This is a genomic window from Aquabacterium sp. OR-4 (assembly GCF_025290835.2).
Classification (GTDB): Bacteria; Pseudomonadota; Gammaproteobacteria; order Burkholderiales; family Burkholderiaceae_C; genus Pseudaquabacterium.
Genome location: NZ_JAOCQD020000001.1, coordinates 1,607,676 through 1,625,927, shown reverse-complemented (window position 1 = coordinate 1,625,927; position 18,252 = coordinate 1,607,676). Strand labels below are relative to the sequence as shown.

Below are 18,252 nucleotides of genomic sequence, written 5' to 3'. Positions count from 1 at the left end.
CGGGTGGGCGGGTGGCCGGCGGCGCGCCCATGGTCGGGCGCGGGCCTCAGCTCCTGAACTGCATCGCATGCAGCCGCGCATACAGGCCGCCGGCGGCCAGCAGCGTGGCATGCGGGCCCTGCTCGACCACGCGGCCGGCCTCCATCACCACGATGCGGTCGGCATGCTCGATGGTCGACAGGCGGTGGGCGATGATCAGCGTGGTGCGCCCGCGCATCAGCGTCTCGAGGCCGGCCTGCACCGCGCGTTCGCTCTCGGTGTCGAGCGCCGAGGTGGCTTCGTCGAGGATCAGGATCGGCGCGTCCTTGTACAGCGCGCGGGCGATCGCCAGGCGCTGGCGCTGGCCGCCGGAGAGCTGGTTGCCGTTGTGGCCGATCAGCGCATCCACGCCCTGCGGCAGGGTCTGCACAAAGTCCCACAGCCAGGCGCCCTTGAGCGCCGATTCGACCCGGTCGGGATCGGGGTGCGGATCGCCCAGCGCCACGTTGTAGGTGACGCTGGCGTTGAACAGCACCACGTCCTGGCTGACCAGCGCGAACTGCCGGCGCAGGCCGGCGATGTCCCAGTCGGCCAGCGGCACGCCGTCGAGCCGCACCGTGCCCGAGCTGGGCTCGACAAAACGCGGCAGCAGGTTGGCCAGCGTGCTCTTGCCGGCGCCCGAGGGGCCGACCAGGGCCACCGTCTCGCCGGCGCCGATCTGCAGCGACAGGCCGTCCAGCGCCGGGTGCTGGTCGTCGCGGTAGCGCAGCGTCACGTCGCGCAGACCGATCTCGCCCTCGGCGCGGTGCACGCGGTGGTTGCCGCCGGTCTCGGCCGGGGCCTTGTCCAGCAGCTCGAGGCCGCGCTCCACCGAGGCCAGGCCGCGGGTGATGGGCGCCATCACGTCGGACAGGTGCTTGACCGGCGCCACCAGCATCAGCATCGCGGTGATGAAGGACACGAAGCCGCCCACCGTGGTGCCGGAGGAATTGCTCTGCCACAGCGCCACGGTGATCACCGCCGACAGCGCCAGCGCGGTGAAGATCTGGGTCAGCGGCGTCATCGCCCCGCTGGCGGCCACGATCTTCAGCATCACCCGGCGCAGCGTCAGCGCATGGGTGTCGAAGCGCCGCGCCTGCGTGGGCTCGGCGCCGTGCAGGCGCACGATGCGCCAGGCCAGCACGTTTTCCTCGACCACGTAGCCGAGCGCGTCGGTGGCCTCCTGGCCTTCGCGGGTGAGGCGGTGCAGGCGGCGGCCGGTGCTGCGCATCACCCAGGCCACGGCCGGAAACAGCACGCCGACAAACAGCGTGAGCTTCCAGTTCAGCCACACCAGGTACATCAGCAGCGCGGTGAGGGTCAGCGAATCCTTCAGCAGCGTGAGCACCGAGCTCACCAGCTGCTGCGCACCGCCCTGAACCTCGTAGACCAGGGTGTTGGTGAGGCTGGACGCCGACTGCTGCGTGAACATGCCCGGCTGGGCGTTCAGGATGCGCAGGAACAGCGCCTCGCGCAGCGCCTGCACGCCGCGGTGCGCCGCCCACGACAGCGCGTACTGGGCCACGAAGCCGGCGATGCCGCGCAGCGCGAAGATGCCCACGATGGCCACCGGAATGGCCCACAGCGGCAGCTTGCCGCCGGAGAAGCCCTCGTCGAGCAGGGGCTTCATCAGCTCGGGGATCAGCGGCTCGGTGGCGGCGCCGATCAGCGAGCCGATCACGGCCACCAGCACGCCCAGCCGGCCTTCGCGGAAATAGGGCGCGATGCGCGCAAAGCGCTGCAGCAGGGTGCGGGTGGGAGGTGTGGGCGCTGAGGATGACGACATGGGTTGAAACCGGCCGGCGGGGGCCGGGAGGCGCGATTATCCTGCCGGTGCGTGAACGGATTGGCTTGTCACGGAGACTGTATGGAAATACAGTATTCACGTGAACCTGACCCTGCCCCTGTTCGACCCGTCCGATCTTCCAGCCGCTGCGGCCGCACGGCCCGGTGCGGCCGTGGCCGGACCGCTGCCGGTGGTGCCGGTGGACGTGGCGGTGCCGGTGGACGTGGCGGTGCAGGCCGGTGCGCCGCGGTCTGCCACCCGCCGGCGCACCGGCCGGCAGGGGGCCGGCGTGTTGGGCGAAGTTGCCGAAGTTACCGTTGCAGGTGCGGCCGAGGCAGGCGCGGGCGCTGCTTGGGCGGCTGGGGCCGATCCCGTTGATGCCGTTGATGCGGCTGATGCGGCTGATGCGGCTGACGCCGCCGGCGCAAGGCGGGCTGGCGATCCGGCCGACGACGACGGCGTTGACGCCCTGGGCCCGTGCCCGGCCGATCTGCCCGATCCGCTGCGCGGCGTGCTGGCCGATCCGGCCGCCCTGCATCCGGCGCTGTGGCGCGCCAGCCAGGTGGGGGGCGGGCGGCGGCCGGTCACGGCCAGCGGCTTTGCCGCGCTGGACGCCCAGCTGCCCGGCCAGGGCTGGCCGCATGGCGAGCTCACCGAGCTGCTGCTGGCCGGGCCCGGCATGGGCGAGCTGCGGCTGCTGGCGCCGGCGCTGGCGGGCATCGGCGGTGCGGCCGCGGGCGGGGCGGTGGGCCACCCCCCGGCGCCGCCCGCGGCAAGTGCCGCGGCCGCCTTGGCCGGAGGGCCGCGCTGCATCATGCTGTTCGAGCCACCGGCCACGCTGTCGGCCTGGGCGCTGGCCCAGCAGGGGCTCGACCACCGCCACTGGCTGGTGGTGCGTTCGCGCAGCGGCCCGCGTGCCGGGCAGCGCACGCCGCGCACGCCCAGCGGGCTGTCGCCGCTGCTGCCCTGCGCCGATCTGCTGTGGGCGCTGGAGCAGGCCCTGCGCAGCGGCCAGGTGGGCGCGGTGCTGGCCTGGCTGCCCGCCGGGCTGCGCACCGATGCATTGCGCCGGCTGCAGCTGGCGGCGCAGGCGCACGACGGGCCGGTGTTCCTGTTTCGCGAAGCCCAGGCCCAGGCCCGCCACCGGCCCAGCCCCGCGCCACTGCGCCTGCTGCTGCAGCCGGCCGGGGTGGACGGCCTGTCGCTGCGCCTGCTCAAGCGCCGCGGCCCGCCGCTGGCCGAGCCGCTGCGGCTGCGCCTGCCCTCGGTGCTGACGCCGCACCAGCAGGCCCGCGCGCTGGCGCAGCAGGCGGTGCAGGGGGCGGTGCAGGGGGCGGTGCGCCTGGCCGAAGCCTGCGCCGGCCCCGGCGGCGCGCAGCGCACGGGCCGGTCCGGCAACGCCGGCCTGGCCCACGCCGAAGGTCTGGCCCACGCCGAAGGCCTGGCCCATGCCGCGGGCCGCGCCGCCCGGCCCGGCCCGCCGGCCGCGCGCCCCGGGCCGGGCTGAGACGGCGGCCTGGCTGCCGCGCCTTCGCTGCCGCATCCCCACCCGCATCCGCACCCGCATCCCCACCCGCATTCGCACACTGCATCCGTCATGTTGTGGGTGGCCCTGCATCTGCCGGCCCTGTCACTCGAATCGTGGCAGGCCTTGACGCCGTCGCGCGGCGCCCAGGCGCTGCTGAGCGCGGCGCCGCCGCCGCTGCGCATCACCCAGGTCGACGCCCAGGCCCTGGCGCAGGGCGTATTGCCGGGCATGACCCGGGCCACCGCGCTGGCGCTGCTGCCCGAGCTGCAGCTGGGCCAGGCCGATGCCCGGCGCGACGCCGAGGCGCTGCGGGCGGTGGCGCATGTGGCGCTGGCCTTCAGCCCGTCGGTGAGCTGGGCCACGCCGGCCGACTGGCGCCCCGGCGCCGACGAAGCCGCTGCCGCGCCGCCGCGGCCGGCGGCCTGCGCGGCGCTGGTGGGCGTGCGGCTCGAGGTGCAGTCCTGCCTGCGCTACCACGGCGGCCTGGCATCCCTGCTGGCACGGCTGCGTGCGCAGCTGGCGCCGCTGGGCCACCAGGTGCGCATCGCCACCGCGCCCACCGCCCTGGGCGCCGCGCTGCTGGCCGCCTGGCGCGACGACCTGGCGCAAGGCCCGCACAGCACCCAGCCCCAGGCTCTGCAGCCGCTGCTCGATGCCCTGCCGCTGCCGCTGCTGGTGCCCGATGCGGTGGCGGCCGAGGCCCTGCACGCGGTGGGGCTGCGCCGCGTCGGTGATCTGGCCGGTCTGCCGCGCGACGGTCTGGCGCGGCGCTTCGGCCCGGCGCTGCTGCGCGATCTGGACCAGGCCCGCGGCCAGGCCCCCGATGCCCACACCTGGCTTACGCTGCCGGCGCAGTTCAGCAGCCGGCTCGAGCTGTTCAGCCGCGCCGACACCGCGGCCCAGGTGCTGCATGGTGCCGGCGTGCTGCTGGCCCGGCTGGTGGCCTGGCTGCAGGCCCGGCAGGTGCGCGCCGCGCGCTTTGTGCTGGTGATGCACCACGAGCCGCGCCACCGCCGCCATGAGCGCCAGGCCGGCGAGCCGCCGGCCGACCGCACCGAGCTCGAGATCGCGCCGGCCCAGCCCTCGGCCGATGCCCGCCACCTGGCGGTGCTGCTGGCCGAGCGCCTGGGCCGGCTGCCGCTGCCCGCCCCGGCGCTCGAGTTGAGCCTGCAGTGCGCCCACAGCGTGGCCGGCAGCGTGCCCAATGGCGAGCTGTTTGCCAGCCCGGGCAGCCAGCGCGAGGGCCTGGCGCAGCTGGTCGAGCGCCTGCAGGCGCGCCTGGGCCGGGCCCAGGTGCAGCGCCCGGTGGCCCAGGCCGACCGCCGGCCCGAGCGCGGCACCGCCTGGCTGCCGGCCGACGCGGCGCGCCTGCACCTGGCCGACGCCGCCGACAGCGCGCAGGCCGATGCCGCCAGCGCCCGCCTGGCCCTGCCGCCGCAGCCGCTGTGGCTGCTGCCCGCGCCGGTGCCGCTGCTGCTGCGCGCCCAGCAGCCGCTGCACCAGGGCCGACCGCTGCAACTGCTGGCCGGCCCCGAGCGGCTGGAAACCGGCTGGTGGGATGCCGGCCTGGCGCTGCGCGACTACTTCATTGCCCGCGACACGGCCGGCGCACTGCTGTGGATCTACCGCAGCCGCAGCCCGGGCCGGCGCCCGGGTGGCCCATCAGCGGCCCCGGCCGATGCCGCCCACCGCGCCGATCAAGCGCCTGCGGCCGGCCCGGCCGGCCCCGGTGGTGCTGCCCAGGCCGCGGCCGACGAGGCCTGGTTTCTGCACGGCCTGTTTGCCTGACCGCCATCCCGGCCCGTCGCAGGGCGCAGGGCGCAGCCGCCGCCGGGATGCCCAGCCGCGCGGCGCACATGCCGCACGGGGTGTCCAGCCGCGCGGCGCGCACGCCGCACGGGGTGCTCAGCCGCGCGCGGCCGGATCGCCCAGCGCCAGCTTCAGGCCCAGCGCCACAAACAGCGCGCCCACGCCGCGGTTCACCCACAGCCCGGCGCGGGCCGCGCCCGGGCGCTGCGCCAGCCGCGCGCGCAGCGTGGCCACCGTCCAGGCCAGGCCCAGGTTGACCAGCGTGCCGTTGAGCACGAACACCGCGCCCAGCGCCACGAAGGCCGCCGCCTTGTGCGGCGCATCGGCCGCGATGAACTGCGGCACGAAGGCCAGAAAGAACAAGGCCACCTTGGGATTCAGCGCATTGGTCAGAAAGCCCTGGGCGAACACCGTGCGAAAGGCCGGCGGCGGCGCGCCGGCCGCGGCCGCTGTGGGCGCTAAGGTGGCCACGTGGCCATCGGGCAAGGCCGGCAATGCCGGCGCGGCTGGCGCGGTGGATGAAGCGGCCGCGGTGGACGAGGCCGGCAACGGCGACGAGGCCGGCGCCGCCCGCGTGCGCAGCATCGCCACGCCCAGCCACACCAGGTAGGCCGCGCCCACCCAGCGCAGCAGCGTGAAGGCGGTGGCCGATCCGGCCAGCAGGGCCGACAGGCCCAGCGCCGCCGCCGCGATGTGCACGCCACAGCCGGCGCCCACGCCCAGCGCCGCAGCGGCACCGGCGCGCCAGCCCTGGCTGGCGGCGCGGCTGGCGATCAGGGCCATGTCGGCGCCGGGGGTGATGTTGAGCAGCAGGCCGGCGGCGATGAACAGCGGCCAGTCGTGGATTCCGTCGAGCATGCCGGCCAGTGTGCCTCAGCGCACCGGGCCACCGGACACGCCAGCGATACCGGCGACACCAGCGACACCAGCGACACCGGTCGCATCGGGCGCATCGGGCGCATCGACTGCACCTGCTGCACCTGCTGCACTGGCCACTCCCGCCAGCCCGGGCCGCTAGCCTCAGCCTCTCAGCCTCTCAGCCTCTCAGCCCCTCAGGCCCAGCCGGCCAGGCCCGCCAGCGCGCCGCCGCCGATCAGCCACAGCGGCCCGATGCGCGTGCGCCAGGCGATCAGCGCGCTGGCCGCCACCAGCGCCAGGGCGCCCGGCCGTGGCCACAGCGGTGCGGCCAGCACCGCACCGGTGGACAGCAGCAGGCCCACGGTGAGCGGTGCCAGGCCCGCGGTGAACGCCCGCACTGCCAGCGATTGCGCGTTGCGCCGGCCATAGCGCCCGGCGGCCAGCGCCAGCAGCGACGAGGGCAGCAGCAGCCCGCTCATCGCCGCCAGCATGCCGGCCGCGCCGGCCGTGCTCCAGCCCACCAGGGCCACGAACAGCAGGTTGGGGCCGGGGGCGGCCTGGGCGATGGCCACGGCATCGGTGAACTGGCCATCGCTGAGCCAGCCGCGCTCGGCCACCAGCCAGCGCTGCATGTCGGGCGCCGCGGCCATGGCGCCGCCCACCGACAGCAGCGACAGCAGCATGAAGTGGCCCCACAGCGCCAGCAGATCAGCGGCGCCCAGGCGGCCGCCGCCCAGCAGTGCCGCCAGATCGAACCAGGCGGTCGAGGCCTGCGCCGCCACGACCGGCCCGCTGCTCATGGGCCGGCCCCGCGGCGGCGCAGCGCCAGCGCGGCCGCGGCCATCGACAGCCCGCCCAGGCCCAGCACCACCGCGGCCAGCGGCCAGCGCAGGCCACCCACCAGCAGCAGGGTCAGCGCGGCCAGCGCCAGGGCAGGCAGACGGCCCAGCGGATGGCTGTCGAGCGTGCGGGCCAGCTTCAGCGCGGTGGCGATCACCAGGCCGGCGGCCACCGCGCCCATGCCGCGCAGCGCGCCGGCCAGCCAGGGCAGGTGCTGCCAGTGCCGGTAGGCGGCGCCGGCGGCCAGCACGATCAGCGTGGGCAGCAGCAGCAGGCCGCCGGCCGCGCTGAGCGCGCCGCGCCAGCCAAACCAGCGGTCGCCGGCGATCAGCGCCAGGTTCACGATGTTGGGCCCGGGCAGCACCTGGCCGGCGGCCAGCAGCTCGGCAAACTCGGCCGGCGTGAGCCAGCGCATGCGCTCCACCAGCTCGCGGTGGGCCACCGGCAGCACGCCGCCAAAGCCCTGCATCGCCAGCCGCGTGAACACCCAGAACAGCTGGCTGCAAGAGCCGGGGCGGGTGGTGGCCTCGTTCGCCGCTGCCGCCGCACCCGCCACGCCGGCCGCACTGGTCGCACCGGTCGCACCGGCCACCCCGGCGCTGCCTTCGCCCGCGCGGCGCGCCGGCTCAGCCATGCGTGCCGGGCTGGCGCGCCAGCGCGCGTGCGGCCCACAGGCTGGTGGCCAGGGCTGCCAGCATCCAGCCCAGGCCGGCCCAGTGCAATTGCGCCCAGCCCTGGCCGGCGCCCTGTCCGGCGGCGCCGGCCAGCATCGCGCCACCGGTGGCCGCGCCCAGGGCCTGACCGGCGTACAGCGCCGAGCTGTTGAGCGCCACCAGCGCCGGCGCCAGGGCCGGCGCGGCGATCGACAGCCGCGCCTGCTGCGCCGAGTTGCTCGAGAAGCAGCCCAGCGCCCACGGCGCGCACACCGCCATCATCAGCGGCACGCTCAGCGCCAGCGGCCACAGCAGCATCGACAAGGCGATTGCCGCCAGCATCAGCGCCACCAGGCGCGAGGCGCCGTGGCGGTCGATGCGCCGCGACACCCACACATTGCCCAGCACGCCCACCGCGCCAAACCAGAAGAACAGCCCGCTCACCGCGGCCGGGCTGGCGCCCAGCACCTGGCGGTAATAAGGCGCCAGATACGCGAACAGCGTGAACTGCCCCGAGGCACTGAGCAGCGTGACCGCCACCGTGGCCAGCAGGGCCGGGTTGGTGGCCACCTGGGCCCAGCCGGCCCGCGACATGGCCGCCGGCCGCACGCCGTCGGGCAGCGCGCGCCACACCGCCAGGGCGGCCACACAGGCCAGCAGCGCCACGCCGCAAAAGGCCGCGCGCCAGCCCCAGACCTCGCCGATCCAGGCCGCCAGCGGCATGCCCAGCACCGAGGCCAGGCTCCAGCCCAGAAACACGTAGGTGATCGCGCGGCCGCGCTCGGCCGGCGGCGCCATCACCGCAATCGCCGCGGCGGCCTGCGGTGAAAACACCGCCGCCGCCAGCACCGCCAGCGCGCGCACCGGCAGCAATGCCGCAAAGCCGGGCATCAGTGCGCACAGCACATGGCCCAGCGCATACACCAGCAGCGAGCAGGTCAGCAGCCGCCGGCGGTCGAAGCCGGCCACCACCGCGGCGGCCAGCGGCGCACCGAGGGCCAGCGCCACCGCCGCCACGCTGATCAGCTGACCGGCCACCGGCACGCTGACCTGCAGATCGCGCGCCAGGTCGTTGAGCGTGCCGGCGGTGACCATCACGCCGCAGCCGATGGCGAAGTTGCCGAACAGCAGCGCCTGGCGCGAGCGGCCCAGCCAGCGGGCCTGCGCCGGGGTCTGGCCGGAGCCCGTGTCGGCGCCGGCCGGCGTGCTCACCGGATCACCTTCAGCGCATCGGGGTTGACGATGTTGCTGGGCGTGTTGCGGATGAAGTTGACGATGTTGCGGAACGCGGCTTCGAAGTACAGCTCGTAGCTGTCTTGCTCCACATAGCCGATGTGCGGCGTGCAGATGGCGTTTTCCAGGCGCAGCAGCGGGTGGCCCTGCAGGATGGGCTCGCTCTCGAACACGTCCACCGCGGCCAGGCCGGGGCGGCCCTTGTTGAGCGCCGAGACCAGCGCGTTGTCTTCCACCAGCTCGGCGCGCGAGGTGTTGACGAACAGCGCCGTGGGCTTCATGCGCGCCAGGTGCTCCAGGCGCACGATGCCGCGGGTGTCGTCGCGCAGGCGCAGGTGCACGCTGAGCACGTCGCAGTTTTCGAAGAAGCCTTCGCAGCTGTCGGCGGCCTGGTAGCCATCGGCCACGGCGCGCTCGCGCGACGCCTGGCTGCCCCACACCACCACCTGCATGCCGAAGGCGCGGCCGTAGCCGGCCAGCAGCATGCCGATCTTGCCGTAGCCCCAGATGCCCAGGGTCTTGCCGCGCAACACCATGCCGATGCCGAAGTTGGGCGGCATCGAGGCCGACTTGAGCCCGCTTTGCTGCCAGGCGCCGTGCTTGAGGTTGCCCACGTACTGCGGCAACCGGCGCATCGCGGCCATGATCAGCGCCCAGGTCAGCTCGGCCGGCGCCACCGGCGAGCCCACGCCCTCGGCCACGGCAATGCCCAGCCGGGTGCAGGTGTCCACGTCGATGTGGCTGCCCACCTTGCCGGTCTGGGCGATCAGGCGCAGCCGCGGCAGTTTTTCGAGCAGGGCGCGCGGAAAGCTGGTGCGCTCGCGGATCAGCACCAGCACCTCGGCATCGCGCAGGCGCACCGACAGCTGACCGATGCCCTTGACGGTGTTGGTGAACACCTTGGCGTTGAACGGCTCCAGCAGCGAGGCGCAGCGCAGCTTGCGCACGGCGTCCTGATAGTCATCGAGGATGATGATATTCAACGGTGTTTCTCTTTTTGCATCAACGACTTGGAGAGTGTTGTGCACATCTCACCTGCACAACGTTCGCTAAGTATTGTGCCCGCTTCGGCAAGGCCATGTCGCGGCGGCTAGCATGGCCGGCCCGTTGATCCACGACCTGCAGCAGGAGACCCACCCATGAGCCCGATCACCCTCTATTCGGCCAGCGTGCCGCTGTTCCAGAAGCAGCTGGGCGCCATGCTCGACTGGCTTGAAAAGGCCGAAGCCCATGCGCGCGAGCGCCAGTTCGAGCCCGACAACTATCTGCAGCTGCGCCTGGCGCCCGACATGCTGCCGCTGCTGGCGCAGGTGCGCATTGCCGGCGACATGGCCAAGGGTTGCGCTGCGCGCCTGGCCGGCCTGGAGCCGCCGCGCTACGAGGACGACGAGACCCGCTTCGAGCAGCTGCGCGGGCGCATCGCCAAGACGCTGGACTTCATGGCGTCGGTGCCGGCCTCGGCCATCGACGGCCAGGAGGGCCGCGAAATCGTGCTGCCGATGCGCAACCGCGAGGCGCTGCGCTTCAGCGCCGATGTCTACCTGCGCCATTGGGCGCTGCCCAACTTCTACTTCCACGCCACCACCACCTATGCGCTGCTGCGCCACGCCGGTGTGGCGCTGGGCAAGTCGGACTACCTGGCGATGGCCTAGTCAGCGCACGCCGTAGGGCAGCAGCTCGCCGGCGTTGGGAAACACGCTGTCCAGCGCGTCCTGCAGTTCGTTTTGCGCACGTTCGGTGGTGCGGCCTTCGCTGGCCAGGGCGCTGAACACCACGCCGCGCAGCAGCCACAGGTCGAGCATGGCCTGGGTTTGCCGCACCTGGTAGCGCAGCCAGTCGCCACGCGGCCCGTCCACCAGGGCGGTTGCGGCCATGAAACGCAGCTTGATGTCGACAAAGCTGCGCCGCGCGGCAATGCGGGCATGGCGGTCGTGGGGCAGCCCGGCGTCGGGCAGCAGGCCCAGGGCGGTGGGGGCCAGCGTGTCGGCCGCGTCAGGCATGAACTGACGCGGCGCCGTGGCCTGCCGTTGCAGCATTGGCATCATCCGTTGATCACCATGGCTTGGGGTGCAGTGCGCTGGGCGCGCACCGGAAAGTGCCGGTTCAGCCGCTCGATGCGGCGTTCGGCCTCGGATTGGTTCAGCGACACCGCCACCACGCCATACACCCGCGAGCGCAGGTGCCACAGCTCGCGCAGCGAGCGGGCGCGGGCGATGCGTTCGCCCAGATCCCACGGATCGTCGCCCGACAGGTCGGCCAGACTGGCAATGAATTCGCTGCGCGCCTGGGTCAGGCGGTCCACCGGCGGCGGCGCGCTGACGCGGCTGGCCCGCCAGCCCGGGCGGCGATCGAGCCAGCGGCGCAGCGTGCCACGCCAGCCCAGCGACGAGGGCCACAACTCGGGCGGACACACCTCGATGCGGGTGTTCATCAGGCTCGAACTGGGCGGCACGCGGCGGCTTACCAGGCGGTACATCCAGTCGGTCAGCGCGAATTTGGTCGAATTCATGGCGGGTACTTCGGCAGCAGATCGCGTGGTCTGAAGGCCTGCGCGCCGAGAAGCCGGCGAAGAAGGCCTGGCGCTGATTGTTCGGGGCCGGTCGCCGCGGCAGTGGCGCGAACAGCGCGGCGAAGCGCGGCCAGTTCGGCCCCGCGGCCAGGCTGCACAATCCCCGCCCATCTCCACCGGACCCTTGACACCGGGAAGGTTCACCGATGAGTGCACGCTGGTTTCGCCGCCTCCTGACCCTGCTGCTGTGGCTGCTGATCGCCGCGGCGATCGCCGGCTGGATCTACAGCCGGCGTGTGCTGCCGCAGACCGAGGGCAGCCTCAGCCTGCCCGGCCTGGGCGCCGAGCTGCGCATCGAGCGCGACGGCCACGGCATCCCCACCATCCGCGCGGCCAGCGTGCGCGACGCGATGTTCGGCCTGGGCGTGGTGCATGCCCAAGACCGGCTGTGGCAGATGGAGACCCACCGCCGCATCGGCGCCGGCCGCCTGGCCGAGGCCTTTGGCGAAGGCGCGCTCGACACCGACAAGTTCATCCGCATCCTCGGCGTGCGCCGCGCCGCGGCCGCGCAATGGGCGCAGATCGGCCCGGCCGGGCGCGAGGCGCTCACTGCCTATGCGGCGGGCGTCAATGCGGTGATCGCGCAGCTGAAGGCGCGGCCGCCCGAGTTCATGCTGCTGGGCCTGCAGCCCGAGCCCTGGACGCCGCAGGACAGCCTGTCGTGGGCCATCATGATGGCGCTCGATCTGGGCGCCAACTGGCAGGCCGAGGTGCTGCGCCTGCGCCTGGCGATGCAGCTGCCCAAGGCACGCATCGACGAGCTGATGCCGCCCTATGCCGGCGACCCGGTGCCGGCCACGCAGGACTACGCGGCTTTCTACCGCAGCCTGAAGCTCGATGCGCGCCAGGCCGGCCGCACGCCGCCGGACGCTCATGCGAACGCGCACGCGAGCACGTCGTTGAACGCCAACCCGAACGCGCACGCCGGCCTGCCCGGCCTGGGCGACGCGCAGCTGCAGCGCCTGCTGGCCCTGGCGCCCGAGAGCGAGATCGACGGCCTGGGCAGCAACAGCTGGGTGCTGGCCGGCACGCGCAGCAGCACCGGCGCGCCGCTGCTGGCCAGCGATCCGCACCTCAAGCTGTCGGCACCGGCGCTGTGGTACTTCGCGCGCATCGTCGCGCCGGGGCTCGATGTGGCGGGGGCCTCGATGCCCGGCCTGCCCAGCATCGTGATGGGCCAGAACGCGCACATCGCCTGGGGCTTCACCAACACCGGCCCCGATGTGCAGGACACCTACCTCGAACGCCTGCACGCCAGCGATCCCACGCAATACCAGACCCCCGAGGGCTGGGCGCGTTTCGAAACCCGGCAGGAGCAGATCGCCGTGCGCGGCGGGGTGCCGGTGAGCCTCACCGTGCGCAGCACCCGGCACGGCCCGGTGGTGTCTGACGCCGCGGCGGCCGGCGTGGCCGACGAGGCCCTGGGCCCCAAGGGCCGGCCTGGCTATGTGCTGGCACTGCGCTGGACCGGCCTGGACACCGACCAGGACATCGTGGCCACCTCGCTGGCGATGATGGCCGCCACCTCGGTGGAGGCCTTTGTGCAGGCCTCGTCCACCTGGGTGGCGCCGATGCAGAACATGGCCGTGGCCGACCGCGAGGGCCACATTGCGCTGGTGTCACCCGGCCGCGTGCCGCGCCGCCAGCCCGACAACGACCTGCAGGGCCTGGCCCCGGCGCCCGGCTGGGACGCGCGCTACGACTGGGCCGGCAATGTGCCGGTGGCCGAGCTGCCGCAGGTGCGCGACCCGGCCAAGGGCTATGTGGCCAATGCCAACCAGAAGATCACGCCGCCCGGCTACCCGCACTTCATCAGCCACCAGTGGGCGCTGCCGTTCCGCCACCAGCGCATCGAGCAGATGATCGACGCCAAGCCGCGGCACAGCCTGGACGACCTGGCGGTGATGCACGGCGACATCAAGTCGCTGGCCGCCGCGCGCCTGCTGCCGCGGCTGCTGCAGGCGCGCTCGAGCCACCCGCTGGCCGGCGCGGCACTGCAGGCGCTGCAGGGCTTTGACGGCACCATGGCCGCCGACAAGGCGGCACCGCTGATCTTCTGGGCCTGGAACCGCCAGCTCTCGCAGCGGGTGCTGGCCGACGAGGTGGGTGCGCCGATCTACGAGCGCATGCTGGGCCAGCGCGGCTACTTCGACGCGCTGGAAGGCGTGCTGGCCCGCGACGACGGCTGGTGGTGCGACGACAAGGCCACGCCGGCGGTGGAGGGCTGTGCCGAGCAGGTGAACGCCGCCTTCAGCGCCGCGCTGGACGAGTTGCAGGCACTGCAGGGCGCCGACGTGGCAGCCTGGCAATGGGGCCGGGCACACCAGGCGCGCAGCGAGCACCGGCCGTTCTCGCGCGTGAAGCTGCTGGCGCGCTGGTTCGAGCTGCGCCAGCCGGTGGGCGGCGACACCTACACCGTGAACGTCAGCCGCGTGGGCCTGCGTGCCGATGCCACCACCGGCGAGTTCTACCTCGACGAGCACGGCCCCAGCCTGCGTGGCCTGTACGACCTGGGCGACCGTGGCCGCTCGCGCATCGTCCACAGCACCGGGCAAAGCGGCATCCCGTGGTCGCCGCAGTACCGCAGCCTGGCCGACACCTGGCGCCAGGTGGGCTATGTGCCGCTGTTTCCGCCGGCTGGCGGCAGCGGCTGGCAGACGCTGGTGCTGCAGCCGGCCAGGTAGGCCCGCATGTGCCGCCATGTGCCGCCATGTGCCCGCGCAGCAGGTTCATTCACATTTTGTCAGGGCAGGGTGTAGTCGAAGCTGTAGCGGTGCACGCCGGCCTCGATCTGGATCTTGAACGCGCCACGCAGGCCGCTCAACTCACCGGTGCCTGAATCGGGCACCACGGTGATCGACAGCTGCTGCGCACCGGCGCTCATGCTGCCGCTGTGCTGGAACACGAAGCTGCCGCTGCGGCCATGCAGGGTGCCGCTGAAGCGCTCGATGGCCACATAGCCGGCCGAGCCCGGGGTGGCGGTCAGCGCGGTGAGCATGCGGCCGCTGCCGGTGCCGGCCAGGTCGCCGCTGAAGCGCTTGTTCAGCAGCAGCAGGCCGAGCTGGTGGCCTTCGGCGCCCTCGGGGCTGCCCTGGGGTGTCATCTGCACCTCGAAGCTGCCAGTGGCAAGGCGGGTTTCGGCCATGAGGCGGGCTCCGGTCAACAACAAGGGGCAGGCCAGCGCCAGGGCCGCCAGCGTGCGTGGGGTGAGGGCGCTGCGCGCTGGGCGCGCCGCGCGTGCAGGGCTGATCACAGGCTGCCGTAGAGCCGCTTGCGCTCGGCCGTGTAGGCCCACCACGGCGCGGGCGCCGCGCCGCGCATGAAATCGGTGGCGGCCATGAAGGTGTCGAGCACGCAGGGGTCTTGCCGCTTGCCGCTCAGCGAACACAGCGCCTGATAGAGCGAGAAGGCGTCGCGCTGGGCCAGATCGGCCGGCCGGGCAATGCCCAGCAGGCGCAGGTCGGCGGCCATGCTGGGGCCGATGTTGGGCAATTGCTCGAGCGCCAGGCACTCGGCCGCGCTGCCGGCCTTGGGCGCCCTCACCCGCGAGCGCTGGCCGTGGCGCGGGCTGCTGCGCGCTGCAGCCGCCCCGGGCTGGGAGACGAGGGCGCCAGCCATGGCTACATCAGCATGGTGTTGCGGATCAGGCCCACGGCCACGCCCTCGAGTGCAAAACCGTCGCCTTCGCCAACATGGATCACCGGGTAGTCGGGGTTCTCGGGCAGCAGTTCGATGCCCTGGCGGGTGCGGTGCAGGCGCTTGACGGTGACGTCGTCGCCCAGGCGGGCCACGACGATCTGGCCGTTCTTGGCCTCGCTGGCCTTTTGCACGGCCAGCAGGTCGCCGTCGAGGATGCCGGCGTCGCGCATGCTCATGCCGCGCACGCGCAGCAGGTAGTCGGGCTTGCGCGGGAACATCGAGGCTTCGACCACATAGCTCTGGTCAATGTGCTCCTGCGCCAGGATCGGGCTGCCGGCGGCCACGCGGCCCACCAGCGGCAGCGTGAGCTGGGCCAGGCTGGGCAAGGGCAGCGAGAATTGGCGACCGCGCGACTCGTTCACGGCGCGCAGGGTTTCAGAGCGCAGGCGGATGCCGCGCGAGGTGCCGCTGACCAGCTCGATCACGCCCTTGCGGGCCAGGGCCTGCAGATGCTCTTCAGCCGCGTTGGCCGACTTGAAGCCCAGCTCGGCGGCGATCTCGGCGCGGGTGGGCGGCGAGCCGGTGCGCTCGATCGTGCCTTGCACCAGATCGAGGATCTGCTGCTGGCGCGGGGTGAGCTTGGGGCCATCGGGCATGTAGGGCAGATCGGGCATGCGCGCTCCTGAGTTTCCATCCAGTGACTGTATTTTCATCCAGATGAGGGCCTGATGCCAAGTATTTCTCTCGCCGAACGCAGCACGCCCGCCACGGTGGTGATCCTGGGCACCGGCGGCACCATCGCCGGCACCTCGGCCCGCCCGGGCGACAACGTGGGCTACACCGCAGCGCAGCGCAGCGTGCAGGATCTGCTGGCGGCCGTGCCCGCACTGGCGGCACCCGGCGCGCCGGGCATCGAGGCCGAGCAACTGGCCCAGCTCGACAGCAAGGACATGGACCACGCCACCTGGCTGGCCTTGGCGCAGCGCGTGCAGCAGCTGCTGGCGCGGCCGGAGGTGAGCGGCGTGGTCATCACCCACGGCACCGACACGCTGGAAGAAACCGCCTGGTGGCTGCACAGCGTGCTGGCAGCGCCCAAGCCGGTGGTGCTGGTTGCCGCCATGCGCCCGGCCACCGCGCTGGCCGCCGACGGGCCGCAGAACCTGCTGGACGCGGTGACCGTGGCCGCCACGCCGGGCGTGGCCGGTGTGCTGGCGGTGCTGGCCGGCCAGGTGTTCGGCGCGACGGGGCTGCGCAAGGCCCATACCTACCGCACCCAGGCCTTCACGGCCGGCGATGGCGGGCCGATCGCCGTGCTGGAGGAGGGGCAGCTGCGCCAGTTTCGCGCCTGGCCGCAAGGCCCGGGCCGTGCGCTGGACCGCCTGCCGGCCAGGCCGCAGGACTGGCCGTGGGTGGAGATCGTCAGCAGCCACGCCGGTGCGCGCGGCGATGGCGTGCGCGCGCTGCTGGCGGCCGGCGTGCGCGGCCTGGTGGTGGCCAGCACCGGCAACGGCACGGTGCACCGCGAGCTGGAGGCGGCGCTGGCCAGCGCCCAGGCCGCCGGCGTGCCGGTGTGGCGCGCCACGCGCTGTGCCGATGGCGTGCTGATCGGCGCCGCCGCAGGCCCCGCCGCGGCGCTGTCGCCATGGCAGGCCCGGGTGGCGCTGATGCTGAGCCTGCTGGACTGAACGGTTGCCTGGGCCAGCCAGCCAGCCAGTTAGTCAGTCAGTCAGCGAGTCAGCCAGGCCGGTCAGGCCGCGGCGCGGCGCTGGCGGCGGGCCAGCGCGCCCAGCGCGGCCAGGCCGCCCACCATCAAGGCCCAGCTGCCGGGCTCGGGCACCGGCGCGGTGTAGCCGCTGATGTTGGCGGTGTAGGCGTGCAGCACCCCGGGCAGCAGGCTGTAGGCGCTGCTCAGCGTGGCTGCGCCACTGCCGTTGCTGAAGGTGCAGCCCGTGGTCAGGCCCACCGGGCACTGGATGGAGTTGGCGTTCGGGTTGCCGAGCGAGAAGTCGAACCACACGTCGAACTGCGTGCCGGTGCCGTTCTGCGTGACGCTGTAGTCGTTGTCGGTGCCGGCCAGGATCAGGTACTGGCCATTGGCCAGTTGCGGGCCGACGGCCAGGCCTTCCCACTTCTCGCCGCTCTTGCCACCCAGTGCGGCCAGGGTGTTGGCATCGAGGTCGATGACCTTGGCGCCCTTGGCCACCGTCACCACGCCGGCCGGCAGCGCATCGTTGGCGCCGGTGGGCAGTTCGATGTGGGTCACATCGGTGGCGCCGGCCAGGTCGATGGTGTAGACCGCCTTGTCGGGATCGCTCATCGAGGTGGACGGGTCGGTGCCCACGCCGCGGTTGTTGCGTTCGAGCACCATGAACTTGTCGTTGCCCAGCGCCACGATGGCCGAGATGCCCTGGCCCTGGCCATTGCGGTCGAGCTTGTAGGCGTACTGGCCCACGGCCAGGCCGGTGCTGGTGTCGTACTTGACGATGCGGGTGTAGACGCTGCGCGTCAGCGCGGTGCCGGCGGCGTTGAGCTGGCCGTCGACCACGGTGCCGTCCTGCAGCATGGCGTAGGCGTAATTGCCGTCGGGGCTGATGGCCAGGCCTTCGAGGCCGCGGTTGCCTTCGCGGCCGCTGGTCAGCGCGGTGGCGCCGGCGTTGTAGTTCACCGTGCCGCCCACCTTGGGCAGCAGGTTGGCCGGCACGGTGTAGGCCTTGACCAGCTGGCCGCTGCGGTTGAACTCGTAGACCGAGGGGCCGTACTCGTCGGAGACGAGGATGTTGCCGTTTCTGGGGTTGATGACCACGCCTTCGGGGTCGAAGGCATTGCCCAGCACGCTGCTGCTGCTGGGTGCCAGGCCGTTGAGCGCCACGCCGGCGGCGCTGCTGAACTGGATCGTCTCGACGACCTTGAAGTTGCTGATCGCGCCGTTGCTGGCGACATCGAGCGTGAAGCGCTGGATGCGGGTGTTGTAGTTCAGCGTGCCGCCGCCGGGGCCGCGGTCCGACAGGCCCCACCACTCGTTTCGGGCGCGGTCGTAGTAGAGGTCGGAGAAGAAGCCGACGCGGCGGTCAAAGCTGCTGCCGCTGCTCAGATCGGGGGTGTCGCCGGCGATGGTCAGGCCGTTGACGAAGCTGACCGTGGACACGGTCTGCGCGGCGGCGGGCGCCAGCGCGGCGCCGGCCAGGGCCAGGGCCGCGGCGGCGTGGGCGATCGGAGAAAGGGTCATGGGGGCGTCCTGCAGGTGGCGGGGTCAAGGCGTTCTTGCGCGAGCGTGTCGCGCGTGTGAACGCAAGCCCTGCACCCTAGGGGTGCCCGGTGA

General features: G+C 73.2%; 17 protein-coding genes. 5 read left to right on the top strand and 12 right to left on the bottom strand.

Going from position 1 to position 18,252, the window contains the following annotated elements:
- Positions 1-46: 46 nt before the first annotated feature.
- On the bottom strand, positions 47-1,804 hold the full coding sequence (msbA, locus tag N4G63_RS06905) for a lipid A export permease/ATP-binding protein MsbA (RefSeq protein WP_260785458.1): 1,758 nt from the start codon (positions 1,802-1,804) through the stop codon (positions 47-49).
- Between the two features lie 100 nt (positions 1,805-1,904).
- Here msbA and N4G63_RS28300 point away from each other — a divergent pair, with 100 nt between their 5' ends.
- Together N4G63_RS28300 and N4G63_RS06895 are read left to right on the top strand one after the other, a co-directional pair.
- Positions 1,905-3,311, top strand: a complete 1,407-nt coding sequence (locus tag N4G63_RS28300) for an ImuA family protein (RefSeq protein ID WP_443112013.1) — start codon at positions 1,905-1,907, stop codon at positions 3,309-3,311.
- A gap of 90 nt (positions 3,312-3,401) precedes the next feature.
- Complete coding sequence (locus N4G63_RS06895; protein ID WP_314599503.1) at positions 3,402-5,120, top strand: Y-family DNA polymerase; 1,719 nt, start codon at positions 3,402-3,404, stop codon at positions 5,118-5,120.
- A gap of 117 nt (positions 5,121-5,237) precedes the next feature.
- Here the strand turns inward: N4G63_RS06895 and N4G63_RS06890 are convergent, their stop codons facing one another.
- The 5 genes from N4G63_RS06890 to N4G63_RS06870 all read right to left on the bottom strand — a co-directional run bounded on the left by N4G63_RS06890 (position 5,238) and on the right by N4G63_RS06870 (position 9,708).
- Positions 5,238-5,999: a LysE family translocator gene (locus N4G63_RS06890; protein ID WP_314599502.1), complete on the bottom strand. Its 762-nt coding sequence runs from the start codon at positions 5,997-5,999 to the stop codon at positions 5,238-5,240.
- A gap of 194 nt (positions 6,000-6,193) precedes the next feature.
- On the bottom strand, positions 6,194-6,799 hold the full coding sequence (locus N4G63_RS06885) for a chromate transporter (RefSeq protein ID WP_260785460.1): 606 nt from the start codon (positions 6,797-6,799) through the stop codon (positions 6,194-6,196).
- The gene (locus N4G63_RS06880) at positions 6,796-7,473 is read right to left on the bottom strand and encodes a chromate transporter (protein WP_260785461.1); all 678 of its coding nucleotides are present in this window, start codon (positions 7,471-7,473) and stop codon (positions 6,796-6,798) included. Before N4G63_RS06880 ends, N4G63_RS06885 begins: the two co-directional genes overlap by 4 nt.
- Positions 7,466-8,704, bottom strand: coding sequence for an MFS transporter (locus N4G63_RS06875; protein ID WP_314599501.1), 1,239 nt, complete (start codon positions 8,702-8,704; stop codon positions 7,466-7,468). The genes N4G63_RS06880 and N4G63_RS06875 overlap by 8 nt, the downstream gene beginning before the upstream one ends.
- Complete coding sequence (locus N4G63_RS06870) at positions 8,701-9,708, bottom strand: D-2-hydroxyacid dehydrogenase family protein (protein WP_260785462.1); 1,008 nt, start codon at positions 9,706-9,708, stop codon at positions 8,701-8,703. Before N4G63_RS06870 ends, N4G63_RS06875 begins: the two co-directional genes overlap by 4 nt.
- A gap of 156 nt (positions 9,709-9,864) precedes the next feature.
- Here N4G63_RS06870 and N4G63_RS06865 point away from each other — a divergent pair, with 156 nt between their 5' ends.
- Positions 9,865-10,377, top strand: a complete 513-nt coding sequence (locus N4G63_RS06865; RefSeq protein WP_260785463.1) for a DUF1993 domain-containing protein — start codon at positions 9,865-9,867, stop codon at positions 10,375-10,377.
- On the opposite strand, the gene N4G63_RS06860 is transcribed toward N4G63_RS06865, so the two are convergent.
- On the bottom strand, positions 10,378-10,761 hold the full coding sequence (locus N4G63_RS06860) for a hypothetical protein (RefSeq protein ID WP_260785464.1): 384 nt from the start codon (positions 10,759-10,761) through the stop codon (positions 10,378-10,380). It abuts the gene before it with no gap.
- A 5-nt stretch (positions 10,762-10,766) separates the two neighbouring features.
- The gene (locus tag N4G63_RS06855) at positions 10,767-11,234 is read right to left on the bottom strand and encodes a hypothetical protein (RefSeq protein WP_260785465.1); all 468 of its coding nucleotides are present in this window, start codon (positions 11,232-11,234) and stop codon (positions 10,767-10,769) included.
- A gap of 206 nt (positions 11,235-11,440) precedes the next feature.
- Between N4G63_RS06855 and N4G63_RS06850 the strand changes: the two genes are divergently transcribed.
- The gene (locus N4G63_RS06850) at positions 11,441-13,978 is read left to right on the top strand and encodes a penicillin acylase family protein (RefSeq protein WP_260785466.1); all 2,538 of its coding nucleotides are present in this window, start codon (positions 11,441-11,443) and stop codon (positions 13,976-13,978) included.
- A gap of 59 nt (positions 13,979-14,037) precedes the next feature.
- Here N4G63_RS06850 and N4G63_RS06845 read toward each other — a convergent pair whose 3' ends face one another.
- From N4G63_RS06845 to lexA, 3 genes are all read right to left on the bottom strand, one after another.
- Complete coding sequence (locus N4G63_RS06845) at positions 14,038-14,439, bottom strand: DUF3224 domain-containing protein (RefSeq protein ID WP_260785467.1); 402 nt, start codon at positions 14,437-14,439, stop codon at positions 14,038-14,040.
- A 104-nt stretch (positions 14,440-14,543) separates the two neighbouring features.
- Positions 14,544-14,912, bottom strand: a complete 369-nt coding sequence (locus tag N4G63_RS06840; protein ID WP_260785468.1) for a helix-hairpin-helix domain-containing protein — start codon at positions 14,910-14,912, stop codon at positions 14,544-14,546.
- Positions 14,913-14,914: 2 nt separating this feature from the next.
- Positions 14,915-15,589 carry a transcriptional repressor LexA gene (lexA, locus tag N4G63_RS06835; RefSeq protein ID WP_260786660.1) on the bottom strand — a complete coding sequence of 225 codons (675 nt, stop codon included), beginning with the start codon at positions 15,587-15,589 and terminating at the stop codon, positions 14,915-14,917.
- 72 nt (positions 15,590-15,661) lie between these two features.
- Between lexA and N4G63_RS06830 the strand changes: the two genes are divergently transcribed.
- On the top strand, positions 15,662-16,618 hold the full coding sequence (locus tag N4G63_RS06830) for an asparaginase (protein ID WP_260785469.1): 957 nt from the start codon (positions 15,662-15,664) through the stop codon (positions 16,616-16,618).
- Positions 16,619-16,680: 62 nt separating this feature from the next.
- Here N4G63_RS06830 and N4G63_RS06825 read toward each other — a convergent pair whose 3' ends face one another.
- Positions 16,681-18,159 carry an esterase-like activity of phytase family protein gene (locus tag N4G63_RS06825; RefSeq protein ID WP_260785470.1) on the bottom strand — a complete coding sequence of 493 codons (1,479 nt, stop codon included), beginning with the start codon at positions 18,157-18,159 and terminating at the stop codon, positions 16,681-16,683.
- Positions 18,160-18,252 lie beyond the last annotated feature (93 nt).

Bases quoted from the DNA above. Each gene is read 5' to 3' on its own strand.
- N4G63_RS06865 (WP_260785463.1), top strand. From the start codon at position 9,865: ATGAGCCCGATCACCCTCTATTCGGCCAGCGTGCCGCTGTTCCAGAAG.
- N4G63_RS06855 (WP_260785465.1), bottom strand. From the start codon at position 11,234: ATGAATTCGACCAAATTCGCGCTGACCGACTGGATGTACCGCCTGGTA.
- N4G63_RS06890 (WP_314599502.1), bottom strand. From the start codon at position 5,999: ATGCTCGACGGAATCCACGACTGGCCGCTGTTCATCGCCGCCGGCCTG.
- N4G63_RS06880 (WP_260785461.1), bottom strand. From the start codon at position 7,473: ATGGCTGAGCCGGCGCGCCGCGCGGGCGAAGGCAGCGCCGGGGTGGCC.
- N4G63_RS06840 (WP_260785468.1), bottom strand. From the start codon at position 14,912: ATGGCTGGCGCCCTCGTCTCCCAGCCCGGGGCGGCTGCAGCGCGCAGC.
- N4G63_RS06830 (WP_260785469.1), top strand. From the start codon at position 15,662: ATGCCAAGTATTTCTCTCGCCGAACGCAGCACGCCCGCCACGGTGGTG.
- N4G63_RS06850 (WP_260785466.1), top strand. From the start codon at position 11,441: ATGAGTGCACGCTGGTTTCGCCGCCTCCTGACCCTGCTGCTGTGGCTG.
- N4G63_RS06895 (WP_314599503.1), top strand. From the start codon at position 3,402: ATGTTGTGGGTGGCCCTGCATCTGCCGGCCCTGTCACTCGAATCGTGG.
- N4G63_RS06845 (WP_260785467.1), bottom strand. From the start codon at position 14,439: ATGGCCGAAACCCGCCTTGCCACTGGCAGCTTCGAGGTGCAGATGACA.
- N4G63_RS06860 (WP_260785464.1), bottom strand. From the start codon at position 10,761: ATGCTGCAACGGCAGGCCACGGCGCCGCGTCAGTTCATGCCTGACGCG.
- N4G63_RS06825 (WP_260785470.1), bottom strand. From the start codon at position 18,159: ATGACCCTTTCTCCGATCGCCCACGCCGCCGCGGCCCTGGCCCTGGCC.
- msbA (WP_260785458.1), bottom strand. From the start codon at position 1,804: ATGTCGTCATCCTCAGCGCCCACACCTCCCACCCGCACCCTGCTGCAG.
- N4G63_RS06885 (WP_260785460.1), bottom strand. From the start codon at position 6,799: ATGAGCAGCGGGCCGGTCGTGGCGGCGCAGGCCTCGACCGCCTGGTTC.
- lexA (WP_260786660.1), bottom strand. From the start codon at position 15,589: ATGCCCGATGGCCCCAAGCTCACCCCGCGCCAGCAGCAGATCCTCGAT.